The organism is Rhodoferax sp. GW821-FHT09E07, assembly GCF_059416145.1.
The window spans coordinates 588,887-605,686 of sequence record NZ_JBWKOP010000001.1 but is presented as its reverse complement, the minus strand read 5'-3'; the positions used below and the strand labels follow the sequence as shown (position 1 = coordinate 605,686).

Genomic DNA, 16,800 nt, shown 5'->3' with positions numbered 1-16,800 from the left:
GGCGGCTTCGGACTGCCTCAATCAGCCTTGGAGGCGGCGTCTTCGCCTTCGGGCCAGTCGCGGATGTAGGCCTTGAGCATCTTGTTCTCGAAGTTCTGGCTGTCCACCACGGCCTTGGCCACATCGTAAAAACTGATCACGCCCATGAGCATACGGTTGTCGATGACTGGCATGTAGCGCGCGTGGCGCTCCAGCATCATGCGGCGCACCTCGTCCATCTCGGTTTCCATGGTGCAGGTCAGCGGGCCGGGATCCATGGCACGGTAGACCGTGGTGGTACCGAAGCTGCCACCGTTTTTCACCACCGCCTGGATCACTTCGCGGAAGGTCAACATGCCCACCACCAGACCATGCGAAATCACCACCAGCGAACCAATGTCCTTTTCGGCCATCAGTTGGGCCGCTTCGGCTAGAGAGTCTTCCGGCGTAGTGGTGAAAAGCGTGCCGCCTTTAACGCGCAGAATATCGCTGACTTTCATGGTGCTTCCTCGTGACACTTCGGTTGGGGCAATGGCCCAAATATAGCCCACAATCCCAGCGATTCATCCCCATCCGTCACGGAGAAACCTATGGCTGGCTACGCCGACCCTGGCTTTGACACCCTGGCCCTGCACGCAGGTGCATCGCCCGACCCCACCACTGGCGCCCGCGCGGTGCCCATTCACCTGACCACCTCGTTTGTCTTCGAGTCCAGCGAGCACGCGCAGTCGCTGTTCAACCTGGAGCGGGCGGGTCATGTCTACAGCCGCATCAGCAACCCAACCAACGCCGTATTCGAGCAACGCATGGCCGCGCTAGAGGGCGGCATAGGCGCCATTGCTACGGCCAGCGGCCAGGCCGCGCTGCACCTGGCGGTGGCCACGCTCATGGGCACAGGCGGCCACATTGTCGCCAGCACCGCACTCTACGGCGGCTCGCAAAACCTGCTGCGCTACACACTGCGCCGCTTTGGCATAGACACCACGTTTGTGAAGCCAGGCGACGTGGATGGTTGGCGCGCCGCGGTGCGGCCCAACACGCGCCTGTTCTTTGGCGAGACCGTGGGCAACCCCGGACTGGACGTGTTGGACACACCCACCATTGCGCAGATCGCCCACGGGGCCGGCGTGCCGCTGCTGGTGGACTCCACCCTCACCTCCCCTTGGCTGGTGCAGCCCTTCACGCAGGGAGCCGATCTGGTCTACCACTCAGCCACCAAGTTCCTGAGCGGCCACGGCACGGTCATTGGCGGCGTGGTGGTGGACGGCGGCAGCTTTGATTGGGCACGTGCGTTTGAGACCAGTGGCAAGTTTGCCGAGCTGGCCGCGCCCTATGAGGGCTTTCACAACATGAATTTCAGCGAGGAAAGCACCGTGGGCGCCTTCCTGCTGCGCGCACGCCGCGAGGGCCTGCGCGACTTTGGCGCCTGCATGAGCCCGCACACCGCCTGGCTGATCCTGCAGGGCATCGAAACGCTGAGCCTGCGCATGGAGCGCCACATGTGCAACACCGAGAAGGTGGTGCAATTTCTGGCCAGCCAGCCTTTTGTGGGCCGCGTGGGCCACCCGCTGCTGGAGAGCCACCCCAGCCACGGGCTGGCGCAAAAGCTCTTGCCCAAGGGCGCGGGCTCGGTGTTCAGCTTTGACCTGAAGGGCAACCGCGAGCAGGGCAAGAAGTTCATCGAAACGCTCAAAGTCTTCAGCCACCTGGCCAACGTCGGCGACTGCCGCAGCCTCGTCATCCACCCTGCCAGCACCACCCATTTCCGCATGAGCGATGAAGCGCTGGCCGGTGCCGGTATCACCCAGGGCACGATCCGCCTGTCCATCGGGCTGGAGGACCCGGACGATCTGATTGACGACCTCAAGCGCGCGCTCAAGGCCGCAGAAAAGGCAGGTGCGTGATGGAGTTGCAAGTCAACGGCGCCACCGCCTACTGCTACACAGGGGGCAAGCCCTTCGACGCTGCCAAGCCCACCGTGGTCTTTATCCACGGGGTGCTCAACGACCACAGCGTCTGGATTCTGCAGAGCCGCTACCTGGCCCACCACGGCTACAACGTGCTGGCCGTGGACTTGCCGGGCCACTGCCGCAGCGCGGGCGAGGCCCCAGCCACGGTGGAGCAGGCGGCGAACTTCGTCGTGGCACTGCTGGATTCCGCGGGCGTGGAGAAGGCTGCGCTGGTGGGACACAGCTGGGGTTCGCTGATTGCGCTGGAGGCCGCCTCGCGTTTGAAAGAGCGTGCCACACATCTGGTGATGGTGGGTACGGCCTATCCCATGAAAGTGTCGCCAGCGCTGCTGGAGACTTCGCTGCACGAGCCCGAGAAGGCGCTGACCATGATCAACGTATTCTCCCGCAGTACGCTGGCTGCCCCGCCCTCGGCTCTGGGCCCGGGCACCTGGGTCTATGGCAGCAGCATGGCGTTGGGCCGCCGTGTGCTGGCCAGCAATACGTTAGTCAATGTGTTCCACCGCGGCTTCTCCGCTTGCAACGACTATGCGCATGGCGAAGAGGCCATGGACCAGGTGCAATGCCCCATCCTCATGGTGCTGGGCGAGCAAGACCAGATGACGGTGCCCAAGGCCGCGCAGCCGCTGATCCAGCGCGCCGCACAGTCTGGCAAGCGACTGCAGGTGCAGCGCATTGCGGTGGGCCACCACCAGATGACCGAGGCTCCGGAACAAACCCTGTCCGCCATGCGACAGTTTTTGGCCCAACCCTAGGGGAACTGCGCTTGTCAGGCCAGGGGGCTGACCGCCATCATGAGGCGCCATCACAGGAGACATCACCATGGACGCCACCAGCCCCACCCCCACGGCCATCGATCCGCGCAGCTTCCAGAGCTTTGCGGAGTTTTATCCGTTTTATTTGGGCGAGCACAGCAACACCACCTGCCGTCGCCTGCACTTTGTGGGTTCGACGCTGAGCCTGGCGCTCACGGCCACGTTCCTGGCCACGCTGCAACCGCAGTACCTGCTATACGGGCTGCTGTGTGGCTACGGTTTTGCCTGGATCGGCCACTTCGCGTTTGAGAAAAACAAGCCCGCAAGTTTCAAGCGCCCGCTGTACAGCTTTCTGGGCGATTGGCGCATGTACGCCGATATCTGGACCGGGAAGATCCGTTTTTGAGTCGGTTACCTGCACTGACCTGCGCCCGTCAATCGCTACATATTTTGTAGCGTAGTTTTCATATTCCACGGGGGCTACTGTCACTTTTTTTAGAGAAGTTAGTCGGCTTTCCCGTATTGTGCTTTGCGGTACGCTCGGGACTAACCCTCGCCGTCTCTTGCATCCAGTCCTCGCCATGTCCCCTGTGTCTGATCCATCCGCCGAATCTGAAGCCGCCGTGCCTTGGATGACACTATTAAGCCTAGTCAGTGCGTTCGCGCTCAGTCAGGCCTTCCGTACCGTCACGGCCATGATGGCGCATGGTTTGCAGCAGGACTTCGGGTTGTCAACGCAGGCGTTGGGCTTTTTTGCCGCCACCTTTGCCTTTTCATTTGGCTTGAGTCAGTTCGTCATTGGGATCGCGCTGGATTTCTATGGGCTGCGCCGCACATGGCTTTGCACTTTCCCCTTGGCCATACTGGGCGCACTGATTTCTTCGCTTGCGCCCAATTACGCCGTTCTGGTGTTGGGGCAGGTCCTGATCGGCATGGGTTGCTCGCCGGCGTTTGTGGTGTGCACCCTCTTCATCGCAAGACGCTTTCCGACCCATCGATTTGCCGCAGTCTCTGGAATGGCCATGGGAATGGGCGGGCTTGGGCTGATGCTGACGGGCACGCCACTGGCTTGGCTCATTGATGTCAGTTCTTGGCGCGTAGCCTTTGCTGCATTGACTGGGCTGGCGTGTGTTTCGTGGCTGCTGGTTTACCGGAATTTGCAGGAAGGGCTGGCCGCCACGCACCATCGGCCGGATAGCCTTGGGCACGCGCTGCGTGGCTTTGGCGAGTTATTTCTGCTGCCACAAACATGGGGAATCCTGCTGCTGGCTCTGGTGAACTACGCCTCTTTTCTGACCCTGCGCGGTCTTTGGCTCGGTCCCTTGCTGATGCACCGCCACGGCATGTCATTGGTACAGACCGGGAACGTGGCCTTGCTCGTTTCACTGCTGTCACTGTTCACGCCTGCGTTGTTTGGACATTTCGATCCGGGCACGGCTCGGCGACGGAAATGGATTGTGCGCGCGGTAATGACCATGACCTCAGTCTTTATGCTCATGGCGCTGGTGCCGCTGGCGTGGATAGACATTGGTGGCATGGTGGTGCTGGCGGTGCTATCTGGCGCGGGAATTTTGCAGTACGCCAACGTGCGTGCCTCCTACAGTGCCGAAATGAGCGGGCGCGCCATGTCGGTGTTCACCATGGCCATGTTTCTTGGCGTGGCCTTTGTGCAAAGCCTGAGCGGGCTTGCGGCCTCTTGGGCGCAAGCGTTGGGGCACGACCCTTATGCGGGTGTTTTGGTGAGTGTGGCGTCTCTTTTAACACTGGGTGTTATGGCGTTTCGCCTATTGCCAGTGGCGCAACCGAGGTGAGAACTTGCCCACTGCATCTGCGCAGATGGTGGATTGATGGTGGGGGCACCAAGTGCCCATACGCTGCCAATCGCACCAACACGCCGATAGGCAGGTCGATTCAGTATTTTGTCATTCCAGTGACACGGTTTTGACTCAATAATCTCGGGCAAATTCACACCGACGGCGCAGATCCGATATGGCAGCACAAAAAACATTCTTTCCCCGCCAGGTCGTTGAAGCTGGTGGAAACCGTTGGGACTGGGCTCTGTTGCCCCTCGTACTGGCACTGCTGGTGCTACTGGCGTTTGGTGCCAGGCAGATGGCCACCCCTTACCAAGTAGGTGCTGAACTTCCTATCTCCCTAGACATCAGCTATTTGCCGTACTACCTGTTGCGCACGACTTTGCGCATGTTCATGGCACTGGCGGCATCGCTGATTTTTAGTGTGGTGTTTGCCGTGTTGGCAACCAAGTACCGAGCGATGGAGAAGTTTCTTGTTCCCCTGTTGGACATCCTGCAGTCAATCCCAATTTTGGGATTCCTCTCCATTACCGTGACGGGATTTATTGCATTGTTTCCTGGGAGCCTCTTTGGCGTTGAATGCGCCGCGATATTTGCGATATTCACGTCTCAAGCTTGGAACATGGCTTTTAGCCTGTACCAGTCTTTCCGAACAGTGCCCATCGAACTGACCGAGGCTTCGCGAGTATTCCAGTTGTCAGGATGGCAGAAGTTTTGGCGCCTCGACATGCCCTATGCCATGCCCTCGTTGTTATGGAACATGATGATGTCGATGTCAGGTGGATGGTTTTTTGTGGTGGCATCTGAGGCGATATCGGTGTCCAACCAAAACATCAAGTTGCCGGGGATTGGCTCCTACATCGCCATGGCCATTGAAGCCAAAGATCTTGAAGCTATTGGCCTGGCGGTTGGTGCCATGTTGTTAGGGGTTTTGCTCTACGACCAATTGTTCTTCAGACCATTGCTAGCGTGGGCAGACAAATTTCGCTTTGAAGAAATTGGCGGCGAAGCCCAGTCTTCGTGGTTGCTGACTTGGCTGCGAAGGACCGAGCGTCTGCAATCTCTAGGCGACCTGTTTGCGAAGTTGCTGGCGCGCAGCTTTGGGCTTTTTCGGCTGCACCACGATGGCACCTCAGTTCGGGCACGCACCACCGAGACGTCTCCCGTTGTCGCCAGAGTTTGGGATGCCGTGCTCGCAGCGCTCATCATGTTTGCTTCTTGGCGCCTGTTGACTTTTATCCTCACGGAAGTCGGGTGGTCAGAGGTGGTGCATGTCTTTATTCTGGGTTTTTATACTTTTGTCCGGGTGATGTTATTGATCGGCCTGGCGGCTATCGTATGGGTGCCCGTTGGCATCTGGATCGGCATGAACCCCAAAATTGCTGCGCGTGTACAGGCTGTGGCGCAGTTCCTGGCCGCTTTTCCAGCAAACCTCATGTTTCCAGTGTTTGTGGTGGGGATCGTCCACTTTCACCTTACTCCCGATGTTTGGCTGTCCCCATTGATGATTTTTGGAACACAGTGGTACCTGCTTTTTAACGTCATTGCCGGTGCATCCACCATTCCCACGGAACTACGGTTTGCTGCAAGAAACATCGGGCTGAAAGGATCCCTGCGTTGGAGGCGGTATTTATTACCAGCGGTGTTCCCAAGCTTTGTAACGGGCGCCATCACGGCCAGCGGTGGTTCTTGGAACGCCAGCATTGTTTCAGAGTATGTGACCTGGGGCGACACCACTGTTCAAGCCCACGGCATCGGCAGCTACATCGCGGAAATGACCGCAACTGGTGACTTCCCCCGTATTGCTTTGGGTATAGGCGTGATGTGCGTCTATGTGATGTCACTCAATCATTTCTTGTGGCGCCGCCTGTATCGCATGGCTGAAGATCGACTCAACTTTTAAAGAACAAAAGACACCATGAAAGAAATCATTGTTGATCTCAAGGCCGTTGGGAAGTCATTTTCAGCTGCGGACGGTACCCCACGCACCATTCTGGATAAGGTGGACTTCACCCTGCGGGAACGTGAAATCGTAGCGCTGCTGGGACAGTCAGGATCCGGCAAATCCACGCTTTTGCGCATCATGGCAGGCTTGGTAGACGCTGATGTTGGTGACGTGCTGTATCGCGGGCAACCACTTTACGGGCCTGCTCGTGGTATCAGCATGGTGTTTCAGTCTTTTGCGTTGTTCCCCTGGTTGACTGTCCAACAAAACGTGGAAATTGGGTTGGAGGCACGTGGTGTCGCCCAGGACGAGCGCGAAAAACGCGCCCAAAAAATTATTGACATGATCGGCCTCTCAGGGTTTGAGGGGGCGTTGCCACGCGAACTCTCCGGTGGCATGCGTCAGCGCGTGGGGATTGCCCGGGCACTGGTCGTGGATCCGGACATATTGCTCATGGATGAGGCGTTTTCAGCACTGGATGTTCTGACTGGCGAACGCTTGCGAGATGACATTCTCGAACTTTGGGAAAAGGAACAGATATCCACCAAGGCAATCCTGGTCGTATCCCACAACATCCAAGAAGCCATCATGATGGCGGATCGTGTGCTGATATTTGCTAGTGACCCAGGACGCGTTAAATTTGAGATGCAAATTGCGCTGCCACGTCCCCGGAATGCTGACAGTCCTGAGGTGCGTCAACTGGTGGATGAAATATACGCAGTGATGACCGCAGGTCGCATTCGCAGCGGCCGAACTACGGAAGAAGTTGAACCGATCCGCCTGGATTACCGCTTGCCAGAGGCCGATATTGGCCTCATGGAAGGCCTTTTGGAGCGCCTGATGGAGGATCCATTCTTGGGCCGCGCCGACCTTCCACAGCTTGCAGAAGACACGGATCTTACCGACGAAGAATTGCTACCAGCAGCAGAAGCTCTGGCACTGTTGGAGTTCGCGGTTCTCGAGGCGGGCGACGTCAATCTGACTGAGTTGGGTAAGAAATACGTCGCAGCAGAAAACGAAAAACGGCAGGCAATTTTTGCGAAGCAATTGCTCAAGCGCATTCCACTTGCAGCCCATATTCACCATAGCCTGTCTCAAGAGCCCAGTGGTGAACTTAAAGAGGAGCACTTCCTGGAACTGCTCAGCGAGAGCATGGACAAAGAGGAGGCTGAACGCGTGCTTAAGGTCGCCATCGAGTGGGGGCGTCACAGCGAGGTCTACAGTTACAACTACAACACCGGGATGGTTCACCTACCCGATGCCAATGAAGTGGAGACTGTCGATAGATAGGCGGGGATCGTTCCGCCAACTGAGCTTTGACGAAATGTCGACGCCTTCTTGAGCTCACGTTGTATTCAACAGGCGATCTTATTCAGCCATTGCGAGATTTCGAAGTGTCCGCTACCGGACATCAATCTTGGTTGACGGACTTCCAATAAGGCACCGGCAGCCACCCAGCCACCATGATTGCCGCAATACGTGGTGACTACCTTGGCAACGACGTTGCCAAGGAGAATGAATGCGTCGAAAAAGGGCGACGGGTCAGCGGGCTCCCACCAGACGGGCCAATTTGAAGAAGACGTCGGTGTTGTCCATCACGCCAGTGAACGCGATAGCACCGCGGCCGAACGCAGACAACGGTACATCGGTGGCCGTGTGCACGGCTTGGTCGCCGGGTACCTGGCCTGTGATCAAAAACCCAGTCTTCGCATTGCGGACATTCGGGTTCTCTGGATAACCATTCATCGGGGACTGACCGACAAAGGGCTGCTGTGAGTCTTGTGTCGGCGTCGCGTTGGCCAGCCAGGTCTCATACCGGTCGGCGTTAGCGCCATATCCAATCAACATTTTGTAATCCACGTCGGTGCTGGTTGGGTAGCCGTCGGACGACATGGTGTATTTGGGAAATTTTGCTGCCTGGTAAGTTCCCACAATGGCATCTCGCTGAGCCGCAACACCCGGTGTATTGGTGGCATCACGCACGGCACTGATTGGCTTGGTGGATGCCCCAATGATGGAGGCACCCGAACATTCATGGTCCGCGGTCACGATAACAATAGTGTCGGGGTGTTTCGTGGCAAAGTCCTTGGCCACTTGCACCGCACGATCGAATTCAATGACTTCCAGCAACCAACGGTCGGTGTCCATCAGGTGAGACTGTTTGTCGATGGAGGCACCCTCAATCATGGCGACAAAGCCTTTTTTGTTCTTCCCCAAGACCGAGAGTGCGGCTCCTGTCATCTCATCCAACATGGGCTGGTCTGGAAAGCCGTAGTCATCAACGATGGTCGAAACCCCTCGGCGCTTGTTGATCTTGTCGAAAGCCACGTTCATATTGGAGTATGCAAACAGGCCAAGCAATTTGTCAGGTCGTGCCGCAAGCGCAGCATCCAGACCCGCACGATCAGGCGCGTAGGCGTAGCCTGCCTTCTGGAAATCAGTGAGCAGATCACGCTCTGCGTCTTTTTTGCCTACTGATGCCTTCCAGCCATTCACGATGTCGGGCGGCAGCACGTAGTCACTGCGGCTATCGCGCTGTGAACCATTCATGGGCTGACCACTGCGCGAACCGTCCGCCTTCAATGCATCTCCATTAGGCAAAAACCATTTACGGCCGCCCCCCATCAAGACAGAGAGGCCAGAGAGATGGCGGTCATCCAGAAACTGGTCCACGATGCCGGTGCCATTGCCGCGATTGCTGGTGTGCACGGCCATCGAGGCTGGCGTGGCGTCAAATACGTCGGCCGTTGTCACCACCCCCAGCGCCTTGCCTTGGGTCCGATGCAGGTATTCCGACAAATATTCAATGCGTGGGTTGTCAAAGGCGTCAGTGGTGTCGTCTGGCCAAACACCTTCTTGGTTGTTGGCTGATTTGTTCCCCGTCACATAGTTCGACATGCCAGGGGACGAGTCTGTTACCAGCGCGTCCAGGGACGACGTCATCACCATACCAGTGAAGGGAAAGGTGTCCATGGCCATGCGCCCTTGCGCCTTGCCCTGGGCATACCCCTGGCCCATGATGCGCGCGGCGGTGCGATGCGTGGCTCCCATGCCATCACCCAGCAAAATGATGATGTTTTTTGCTGGGCGACCTTCCCGGCCTAGGGCGACCACTTCAAAATTCCCTTTTGCCGAAACGATTTGCCCGTCGCTCTGCGTGGCCTGGACGGTCAGGATGTGCACACCCGGCTTGCTCACCGAATAGGCGCGCTGTGACACAACCGCGGCATTGATGTCCTTGGGCAAGGACAAGCCCGTCGTCACAATGCTGGTAGTGCCTGCCGCGGGCTTGGTGGCAACGCCGTCGACAAGGAACTGAAAATCCTTCAGAGTAGTGCCGGCATCAAGCCGCACAGTCGCTTGTAGATCAAAGCGCTGCCCAGGTAGAAAGCGCGCGATAAAGGGCGGATTGGGATTCTGCGATGCAAAGAGCTCACTGGGTGGGGTCAGGCGCGACACCGTTGGGGCAGCAAACCCAGCAGCCCAGGCGGAGCACAGCAGCACTGCCGCGGTGAGGTTGCGGGGATTAATGTTGAATAACATGTGGGGATTCCTGGGTTGAGGCGGCAGAAACAGTCAGCGGCGCGGTGACTTTTTGAGGGTCACTTTCCAGCCGAAGACGGACAAATGAGGTTCGACCATCGATCTCGGGCTTGGCGCCCAATTCCAATGTGCCCTGCACGGAGATCAGTCCCGTCATGTGTTGCACATAACCGGCGCTGCTTATGGGTGGGAGGTGCACATACAGCACGCTGGCAGGCAAGTCGTCGGCGAAACTTTCGTCTTCGTCTCCCAGCGCGACGGGCAGCGGCGACAGTATGAAAAGCCCGGGTACAGCGGTCTCACCGTCCTGACGGGCCATATAACCCACCATCCGCACGTGCCTGCCATCCAAGGCAAGCAGTTTGGGGCTCACTTGCAGGCCTCGGGGCCCAATCGGCAATTTGAAGAAATCTGCAAACCTGAAATCTGCATAGACAGCGCCGGCGTCGTTCGGCGAAATGTCAGTGGCGAAGGCATTCTGCAAAGGCAACAGGAATGCCAGCAGTACTGCTATCTTTAAATGGCGCATCAAAAGCTCCTGAGTGCCGAGTCGCAATGGCTACTCGAAGGCTCTGCAGGCTAGCGGCTCAATATGTCAAATTGATTACCGGTGCGCATTTTCCGAATTGTGTGAGGGGGTTCCAGGCAGTGAGCCCGGATTGGTCGAGCTCCACGTTGGATCGCTTTCCGTCAATCCTCCACCCGACTAAAGCGAGAGCCAGCAACCATTCAGCCCCAAAAACAGTTGCCAAACGCAATTCAACTGCTACTATTTTTGTAGCGCCTGGCGCAGGGTTGTCGAGGGCCAGCGGCCAATTTTCCATAAATTTTCAGTCACGGCGTCGGGCGACAGCAGCAACGCCCGCATCACCGGCTCCAGCACCGCCGTGTCCGGATCGGCCAGCAGCACATAGCGCGACAGTGCATCCGGGCCGGCCGCTTCATTGAGCTGCCCCACCCAGTCCAGCTCCACCAGTTGGCGCAGCACCGGCTCCAGCCGCAGCGGGTCCACCTGCAGCGCGGTGCGCAACTGGGTCAGGGTCAGGCCCTTATCCCCACGCTGGCGCGCCAACTCCAGCTGCTGCAGTGTTTCCAGCCCCAGCTGGAACTGCCAGCCATGGGCCAACTTGCGACGTGGCACACCGGCCAGCAGGCTGGGCACATAGGCCGTCAGCGCCGCGCCCAGCAGCACGATGACCCAGGCCACATAAATCCAGACCAGCAGAATCGGCACCGTGGCAAACGCACCGTACACCACCGAGTAGGTCGGCACCTTGCTCAGGTACAGGGCCAGGCCCTTGCGCGCCAGCTCAATGCCCGCCGCCACAAACAGCCCGCCCATCCAGGCATGGCCCCAGCGCACCTGGGTGTTGGGCACGTAATGGAACATGGCCGCCGTACCAGCCGCCACCAGCACAAACTGCAAGCTGTCAAACAGCACACTCACACCGCCGGGCAAGCCCCCCACCACCCCTTTGGAGGCCGACACCGCATAGGACGTCATCGTCAGACTGGCACCCAGCAGCAACGGCCCCAGCGTGATGGCGGCCCAGTAGATCAGCACGCGCTGGGCAAAGGGCCGTGGCTTGCGCACGCGCCAGATGCTGTTGAGCGTGCGGTCAATCGTGAAGATCAGCGCCAGCGCCGTGCCCAGCAGCACGGTCAGCCCCGCCACACCCAGGCGGCTGGCCTTGCCGGCAAACTGGTTCAAGTAGCCCAGCACCTGGCGGGCAATGCTATCGGGCACCAGGCTCTCGATCAGCCACTTCTGCAGCACATCCTGGAACTTGGCGAACATCGGAAAGGCCGTGAAGATGGCCAGCGCCACGGTGATGAACGGCACCAGCGCAATGGTGGTGGTGAAAGTGAGACTGCTGGCGGTCAGGCCCAGGCGGTCTTCCCGAAAACGCTCGCGCAGCGTGCGCACGGCATGGCGCCAGGGAAGGCTGGCCACGTCGTGCAACCAGGGTTTAAGGCGGTCTATCAGTTGCATCCCGCCATCATGCCAGCTACTTCTCCACCAAGGTCGGCTGGGCCTTCCACTTCTGGAAGCTCTTGCGAATCAGCTCATCCAGCACGCCACTTTTCTTCAGCAGGGCCAGGCGCGCGTCTATCAACTCCAGCTTTTCCGCGCACTTGCCGTAGCGCGCAAGCACCATGAAGTTGGGGGTGTCCACCAGAAACGGCTCCTTCACCACAAAGCGCTCTTCGTCCCCACGCTTGAGCAGCATGGCCATGCCCGTGTAGTAACCGGTGATGAAGTAATCAATGCGACCCAGGGCCAACTTCTCGAAATTGCTCTCGGGGCTGTTGGACTCCTGGACATTGAGCTTCTCCTTGAGGTACTCATCCACCCCCCCGCCAAACACATTGCCGCGGGTGATGCCTCCGCGCAAGCCCACCAGGTCGGCCCGATCCTTGAACTCAAAGGGATGTTCGCGCGCGCCAAACACGGCCACCGGGTTGGAGAGGGCTGGCGTCTTGGGGTAGAGCAAAAAGGCTTCGCGCTCGGGCGTCTTCTTCAGGGTGGCAATCATGTCCACCTCGCCGCGCTCGGCCAGCGACATGATCCGTGGAAACGGCCCGAGGTAGCGAACCTCGTAGGGGATTTTGAGCTCCGTCAGCACCCGTTTGGCAATTTCGATGCTGGCGCCCTGCAGGGTTTCGCCGTCGTACCAGTGCATGGGCGGATACGCGGGGTCCGCGGTCAAGACCAAGCGCGTGCACTCTGCCTGCGCGCCCAGCGCAAGCCCGGCAAAAACCCCACACGCTGCCCACTGTTGCCAGTACCGAGATCGCAGGAATGCCATATCAGTGCTCCACGCCCGAGGGGACGGCCCCAGCCTAGCGCGATTGCCAAGCCCCCACAAGAGGGGAAAGCCGGGCCGGGCGGGGCATTTGTTTTAAGCTATGCGGTTCCCATGACAGCAACTCCCCTCCCCCTCCCCGCGCATTCCGTTCAACTGAGCCGCTGGACGGCCGTAGCCAGCACGCTCGCGCTGATTGCCCTGGGCTTGGCCTGGGAGCTGGCGCTGGCGCCCATTCGCCCGGGTGGCTCCTGGCTGGCACTCAAGGTGCTACCCCTGTGCATCCCGCTTGCGGGCCTGCTGAAAAACCGCATGTACACCTACCGCTGGGTCAGCCTGGTGGTGTGGCTGTACTTCACCGAAGGCGTGGTGCGCGCCTGGAGTGACCGATTCCCCGGCAACGGGTTGGCGGGCCTGGAGGTGCTGTTGTGCCTGGTCCTGTTTGTCGCCTGCACTGTCCACATACGCTTGCGCCTCAAGGCAGGCAAGGCGCTGATACCGAAGACCGCCACCCCATGACGATCCACACCACCCTGCTGGCGACCTTGCGCACCATCGTGGGCGAAACCCACGTGCTGACCGAGGGCGACCTCACCGCCTATGAGCAAGACTGGCGCAAGCGCGAGCGCGGCAAAGCGCTGGCCGTGGTGCGCCCCGGTGCCACTGCAGAAGTGGCCGCCGTGGTCAAGGCCTGCGCCGCAGCGGGTATCAGCATCGTGCCGCAAGGTGGCAACACCGGCATGGTGGTGGGCTCCATCCCCGACGCATCGGGCCTACAGGTGGTGCTGAGCCTGCAGCGCATGGCACAGATCCGCACACTGGACGCGGCCAACCTGACCGTCACGGTGGAGTCCGGCTGCATCCTGCAAACCCTGCAAGAGGCGTGTGAGAAAGAGGGTTTCTTATTCCCGCTAAGTCTGGCGGCCGAGGGCAGCTGCACCATAGGCGGCAACCTGTCCACCAACGCCGGCGGTACGCAGGTGGTGCGCTACGGCAACACACGCGAACTCTGTCTGGGCCTGGAAGTAGTGACCGCCCAGGGCGACATCTGGAACGGCCTGACGGGGCTGCGCAAGGACAACACGGGCTACGACCTGCGCCACCTGTTCATCGGTGCCGAAGGCACGCTTGGCATCATCACCGCGGCCACGCTGCGCATGTACCCGTTGCCCGCCAGCCAGCTCACCGCGTTTGCCGCCGTGCCCTCGCTGGAAGCGGCGGTGGAACTGCTCGGCCTGGCCCATAAGCACCTGAATGCCGGCCTGACCGGGTTTGAAGTCATGGGCGCCTTTGCGCTGGGCTTGGTGCGCAAACACTTTCCGCAACAGAACGTGCCGTTTGATGGCCTGTCGCCCTACTGCGTGGTCCTCGAAAACTCGGACCACGAATCCGAAACCCATGCCCGCGAACAGTTTGAGCGCCTGCTGGAGGTTGCCCTGGAGCAGGGCTGCGTGCTGGACGCCGTGGTGGCCGAAAACCTGGCCCAGGCCCGCGCGCTCTGGCACATCCGCGAGAGCATTCCACTGGCGCAGGCGCAAGAGGGGCTCAACATCAAGCACGATATCTCGATCGCCGTGTCGCGCATTCCGGCCTTTGTGCGCGAAACCGACGCGCTGCTGGCGCAGCACTTCCCAGGCGTGCGCCTGGTCAACTACGGCCACTTGGGCGACGGCAATCTGCACTACAACGTGCAGGCCCCTGACGGTGCGGATGCCGAAGCCTTTTTGCGTGACCAGGAAGGTCCCATCAACACGCTGGTGTACGACGTAGTGGACCGCTACCACGGCTCCATCTCGGCCGAGCACGGCATTGGCAGCCTCAAGCGCGACAAGCTGGAGCACCACAAATCGCCCGTGGCGCTGAACGCCATGCGCGCCATCAAGCTGGCGCTGGACCCCCACAACCTGCTCAACCCCGGCCGGGTGTTGAAGCTCTGACTCTTTCCCCAGGAATCCCCTTGGCCCATCTCTTACTGCTTGGCATCGTCTACGTTTCCTTCATCAGCCTGGGCCTGCCCGACGGCATCCTGGGCGTGGCCTGGCCCGCCATCCGGGCGGACATGGGCCAGCCCCTAGCGGCCGTGGGTTTCATCACGATCACCATGACGGCCTGCTCGGCCACCTCCAGTTTTTTTGCGGCTGCCATCGTCAAGCGGATCGGCACCGGCGCCGTGGTGGCCACCAGCTGCCTGATGACGGCGCTGGCGCTGCTGGGCTTTTCCATCGCCCCCTCGTTCATCTGGCTCGTAGCGCTGGCCATTCCCCTGGGCTTGGGTGCCGGGGCAGTAGATGCCAGCCTCAACCACTTCGTGGCCGCGCACTACTCCTCACGCCACATGAACTGGCTACACGGCTTCTGGGGCGTGGGCGCTACCACCGGCCCCTACATCATGAGCCTGGCCCTGGCCAGTGCCGCGGGCTGGGTCATCGGCGCGCGCGCCATTGGCCTCATCCAGCTGAGCCTGGCGGTGGTGCTGTGGCTCACGCTGTCACTGTGGTCCAAGGAGCATTCCAAACCACCCGCCGACGATGGCGAGCACGGCAGGCCCAGCAGCTTCAAGCCGCTGCGCACCAGCGCGCTATGGCTGGCACCGCTGTGTTTTCTGTTTTATGTGACGGCTGAAATGGGCACCGGCCTGTGGGCCGCCAGCATCCTGGTCGGCAGCCGTGGCGTGTCACCGGTCACCGCTGGGGTGTGGGTATCGATCTACTTTGGCTCCATCACCGCGGGCCGCTTTGGCGTGGGCCTGATCGCCAACCGCTTGGGCAACCGCCGCCTGATCCGCCTGGGCATTGCCGTAGCCACCGCGGGTGCATTGGTGTTTGCATCGTATGACCTGCTAGGCGCTGCCTCGATGGCCGGACTGGTGCTCATGGGCCTGGGCTGCGCGCCCGTGTTCCCGTCCATGATGCACGAGACCGCGCGCCGCTTCCCCGACGAGATAGCGCGCACCGTGATTGGCCGCCAGATGACGTTTTCCTACATCGGTGGCTCGGTTGTCCCCGCTGCCTTTGGCCTGCTGGCCACCTGGGCCGGCCTGGGTGCTGTGATGCCCGTGGTGGTGGTGTTATTGATCGCCATGTTGGCGCTGACCGCGACCCTGGACCGCCTGACCTGAGCCCAAATTAAAATCCTGCCATGACCAGCACCACGCCCCAGCGCCCTGTGCGCAGCCAGTACGAAGATTTCATGCGCCACGTGTACACCACGGGCGTGCACAAGGCCGACCGCACCGGCACCGGCACGAAGAGCGTGTTTGGCTACCAGATGCGGTTTGACCTGAACGAAGGCTTTCCGCTGGTGACGACCAAGAAGGTACACCTGCGCTCCATCATCCAAGAGCTGCTGTGGTTCCTGACCGGCTCTTCCAACAACAACTGGCTCAAAGAACGTGGCGTGAGCATCTGGGACGAGTGGGCGAATCCTGAAACTGGCGACCTAGGCCCCGTCTATGGCGTTCAATGGCGCAGTTGGCCCACGCCGGATGGCGGCCATATCGACCAGATTGCCGACGTCATCAAGACCCTGAAGACCAACCCCGACAGCCGCCGCATCATCGTGAGCGCCTGGAATGTGGCTGAGCTGAACAAGATGGCGCTAATGCCATGCCATGCGTTCTTCCAGTTCTACGTCGCGCCGGCCGAAACACCCGGTGGCAAAGGCAAGCTGAGTTGCCAGCTGTACCAACGCAGTGCCGACATCTTCCTGGGCGTGCCCTTCAACATCGCCAGCTACGCCCTGCTGACCCACATGGTGGCGCAGCAGTGTGACCTGGAGGTGGGCGACTTCATCTGGACCGGCGGCGATTGCCACATCTACAGCAACCACCACGAACAGGTGGAGCTGCAACTGAGCCGCGCGCCCATGGCCTATCCCACGCTGCACATCAAGCGCAAGCCCGATTCCATCCTGGACTACCAGTTTGAAGACTTTGAGGTGCTGGGCTACGAAAGCCACGCGGCCATCAAGGCCCCTGTGGCGGTGTAA

General features: G+C 60.1%; 15 protein-coding genes. 10 read left to right on the top strand and 5 right to left on the bottom strand.

Annotated features, from left to right (window positions below; translation table 11 throughout):
• Nucleotides 1-17: 17 nt before the first annotated feature.
• Nucleotides 18-479: a CBS domain-containing protein gene (locus AC07OE_RS02955; RefSeq protein WP_495069068.1), complete on the bottom strand. Its 462-nt coding sequence runs from the start codon at nucleotides 477-479 to the stop codon at nucleotides 18-20.
• A gap of 90 nt (nucleotides 480-569) precedes the next feature.
• Between AC07OE_RS02955 and AC07OE_RS02950 the strand changes: the two genes are divergently transcribed.
• From AC07OE_RS02950 to AC07OE_RS02925, 6 genes are all read left to right on the top strand, one after another.
• Nucleotides 570-1,883, top strand: coding sequence for an O-acetylhomoserine aminocarboxypropyltransferase (locus AC07OE_RS02950; protein ID WP_495069067.1), 1,314 nt, complete (start codon nucleotides 570-572; stop codon nucleotides 1,881-1,883).
• The gene (locus AC07OE_RS02945) at nucleotides 1,883-2,704 is read left to right on the top strand and encodes an alpha/beta fold hydrolase (RefSeq protein ID WP_495069066.1); all 822 of its coding nucleotides are present in this window, start codon (nucleotides 1,883-1,885) and stop codon (nucleotides 2,702-2,704) included. Before AC07OE_RS02950 ends, AC07OE_RS02945 begins: the two co-directional genes overlap by 1 nt.
• A gap of 67 nt (nucleotides 2,705-2,771) precedes the next feature.
• On the top strand, nucleotides 2,772-3,110 hold the full coding sequence (locus AC07OE_RS02940; RefSeq protein ID WP_495069065.1) for an Mpo1-like protein: 339 nt from the start codon (nucleotides 2,772-2,774) through the stop codon (nucleotides 3,108-3,110).
• Between the two features lie 175 nt (nucleotides 3,111-3,285).
• Nucleotides 3,286-4,515, top strand: coding sequence for an MFS transporter (locus AC07OE_RS02935; protein WP_495069064.1), 1,230 nt, complete (start codon nucleotides 3,286-3,288; stop codon nucleotides 4,513-4,515).
• 178 nt (nucleotides 4,516-4,693) lie between these two features.
• Entirely contained in the window at nucleotides 4,694-6,421 is a 1,728-nt protein-coding gene (locus AC07OE_RS02930) for an ABC transporter permease (RefSeq protein ID WP_495069063.1), read from the top strand.
• A gap of 15 nt (nucleotides 6,422-6,436) precedes the next feature.
• Nucleotides 6,437-7,753, top strand: coding sequence for an ABC transporter ATP-binding protein (locus AC07OE_RS02925; RefSeq protein WP_495069062.1), 1,317 nt, complete (start codon nucleotides 6,437-6,439; stop codon nucleotides 7,751-7,753).
• Between the two features lie 252 nt (nucleotides 7,754-8,005).
• Here AC07OE_RS02925 and AC07OE_RS02920 read toward each other — a convergent pair whose 3' ends face one another.
• From AC07OE_RS02920 to AC07OE_RS02905, 4 genes are all read right to left on the bottom strand, one after another.
• Complete coding sequence (locus AC07OE_RS02920) at nucleotides 8,006-9,922, bottom strand: alkaline phosphatase (RefSeq protein WP_495069061.1); 1,917 nt, start codon at nucleotides 9,920-9,922, stop codon at nucleotides 8,006-8,008.
• A 67-nt stretch (nucleotides 9,923-9,989) separates the two neighbouring features.
• The gene (locus tag AC07OE_RS02915; RefSeq protein ID WP_495069060.1) at nucleotides 9,990-10,535 is read right to left on the bottom strand and encodes a hypothetical protein; all 546 of its coding nucleotides are present in this window, start codon (nucleotides 10,533-10,535) and stop codon (nucleotides 9,990-9,992) included.
• Nucleotides 10,536-10,775: 240 nt separating this feature from the next.
• Nucleotides 10,776-11,999 carry a YihY family inner membrane protein gene (locus AC07OE_RS02910; protein ID WP_495069059.1) on the bottom strand — a complete coding sequence of 408 codons (1,224 nt, stop codon included), beginning with the start codon at nucleotides 11,997-11,999 and terminating at the stop codon, nucleotides 10,776-10,778.
• A 16-nt stretch (nucleotides 12,000-12,015) separates the two neighbouring features.
• On the bottom strand, nucleotides 12,016-12,816 hold the full coding sequence (locus AC07OE_RS02905) for a substrate-binding periplasmic protein (protein WP_495069058.1): 801 nt from the start codon (nucleotides 12,814-12,816) through the stop codon (nucleotides 12,016-12,018).
• Between the two features lie 111 nt (nucleotides 12,817-12,927).
• Between AC07OE_RS02905 and AC07OE_RS02900 the strand changes: the two genes are divergently transcribed.
• Genes AC07OE_RS02900 through AC07OE_RS02885 form a run of 4 tightly spaced genes read left to right on the top strand, consistent with a single transcriptional unit; the run spans nucleotide 12,928 to nucleotide 16,800 of the window.
• Nucleotides 12,928-13,332 (top strand): DUF2069 domain-containing protein, encoded by a 405-nt coding sequence (locus AC07OE_RS02900; protein WP_495069057.1) that lies wholly within the window; start codon nucleotides 12,928-12,930, stop codon nucleotides 13,330-13,332.
• On the top strand, nucleotides 13,329-14,750 hold the full coding sequence (locus tag AC07OE_RS02895; RefSeq protein ID WP_495069056.1) for an FAD-binding oxidoreductase: 1,422 nt from the start codon (nucleotides 13,329-13,331) through the stop codon (nucleotides 14,748-14,750). The genes AC07OE_RS02900 and AC07OE_RS02895 overlap by 4 nt, the downstream gene beginning before the upstream one ends.
• A gap of 20 nt (nucleotides 14,751-14,770) precedes the next feature.
• Entirely contained in the window at nucleotides 14,771-15,931 is a 1,161-nt protein-coding gene (locus tag AC07OE_RS02890; protein WP_495069055.1) for an MFS transporter, read from the top strand.
• Nucleotides 15,932-15,951: 20 nt separating this feature from the next.
• Nucleotides 15,952-16,800, top strand: a complete 849-nt coding sequence (locus AC07OE_RS02885; protein WP_495069054.1) for a thymidylate synthase — start codon at nucleotides 15,952-15,954, stop codon at nucleotides 16,798-16,800.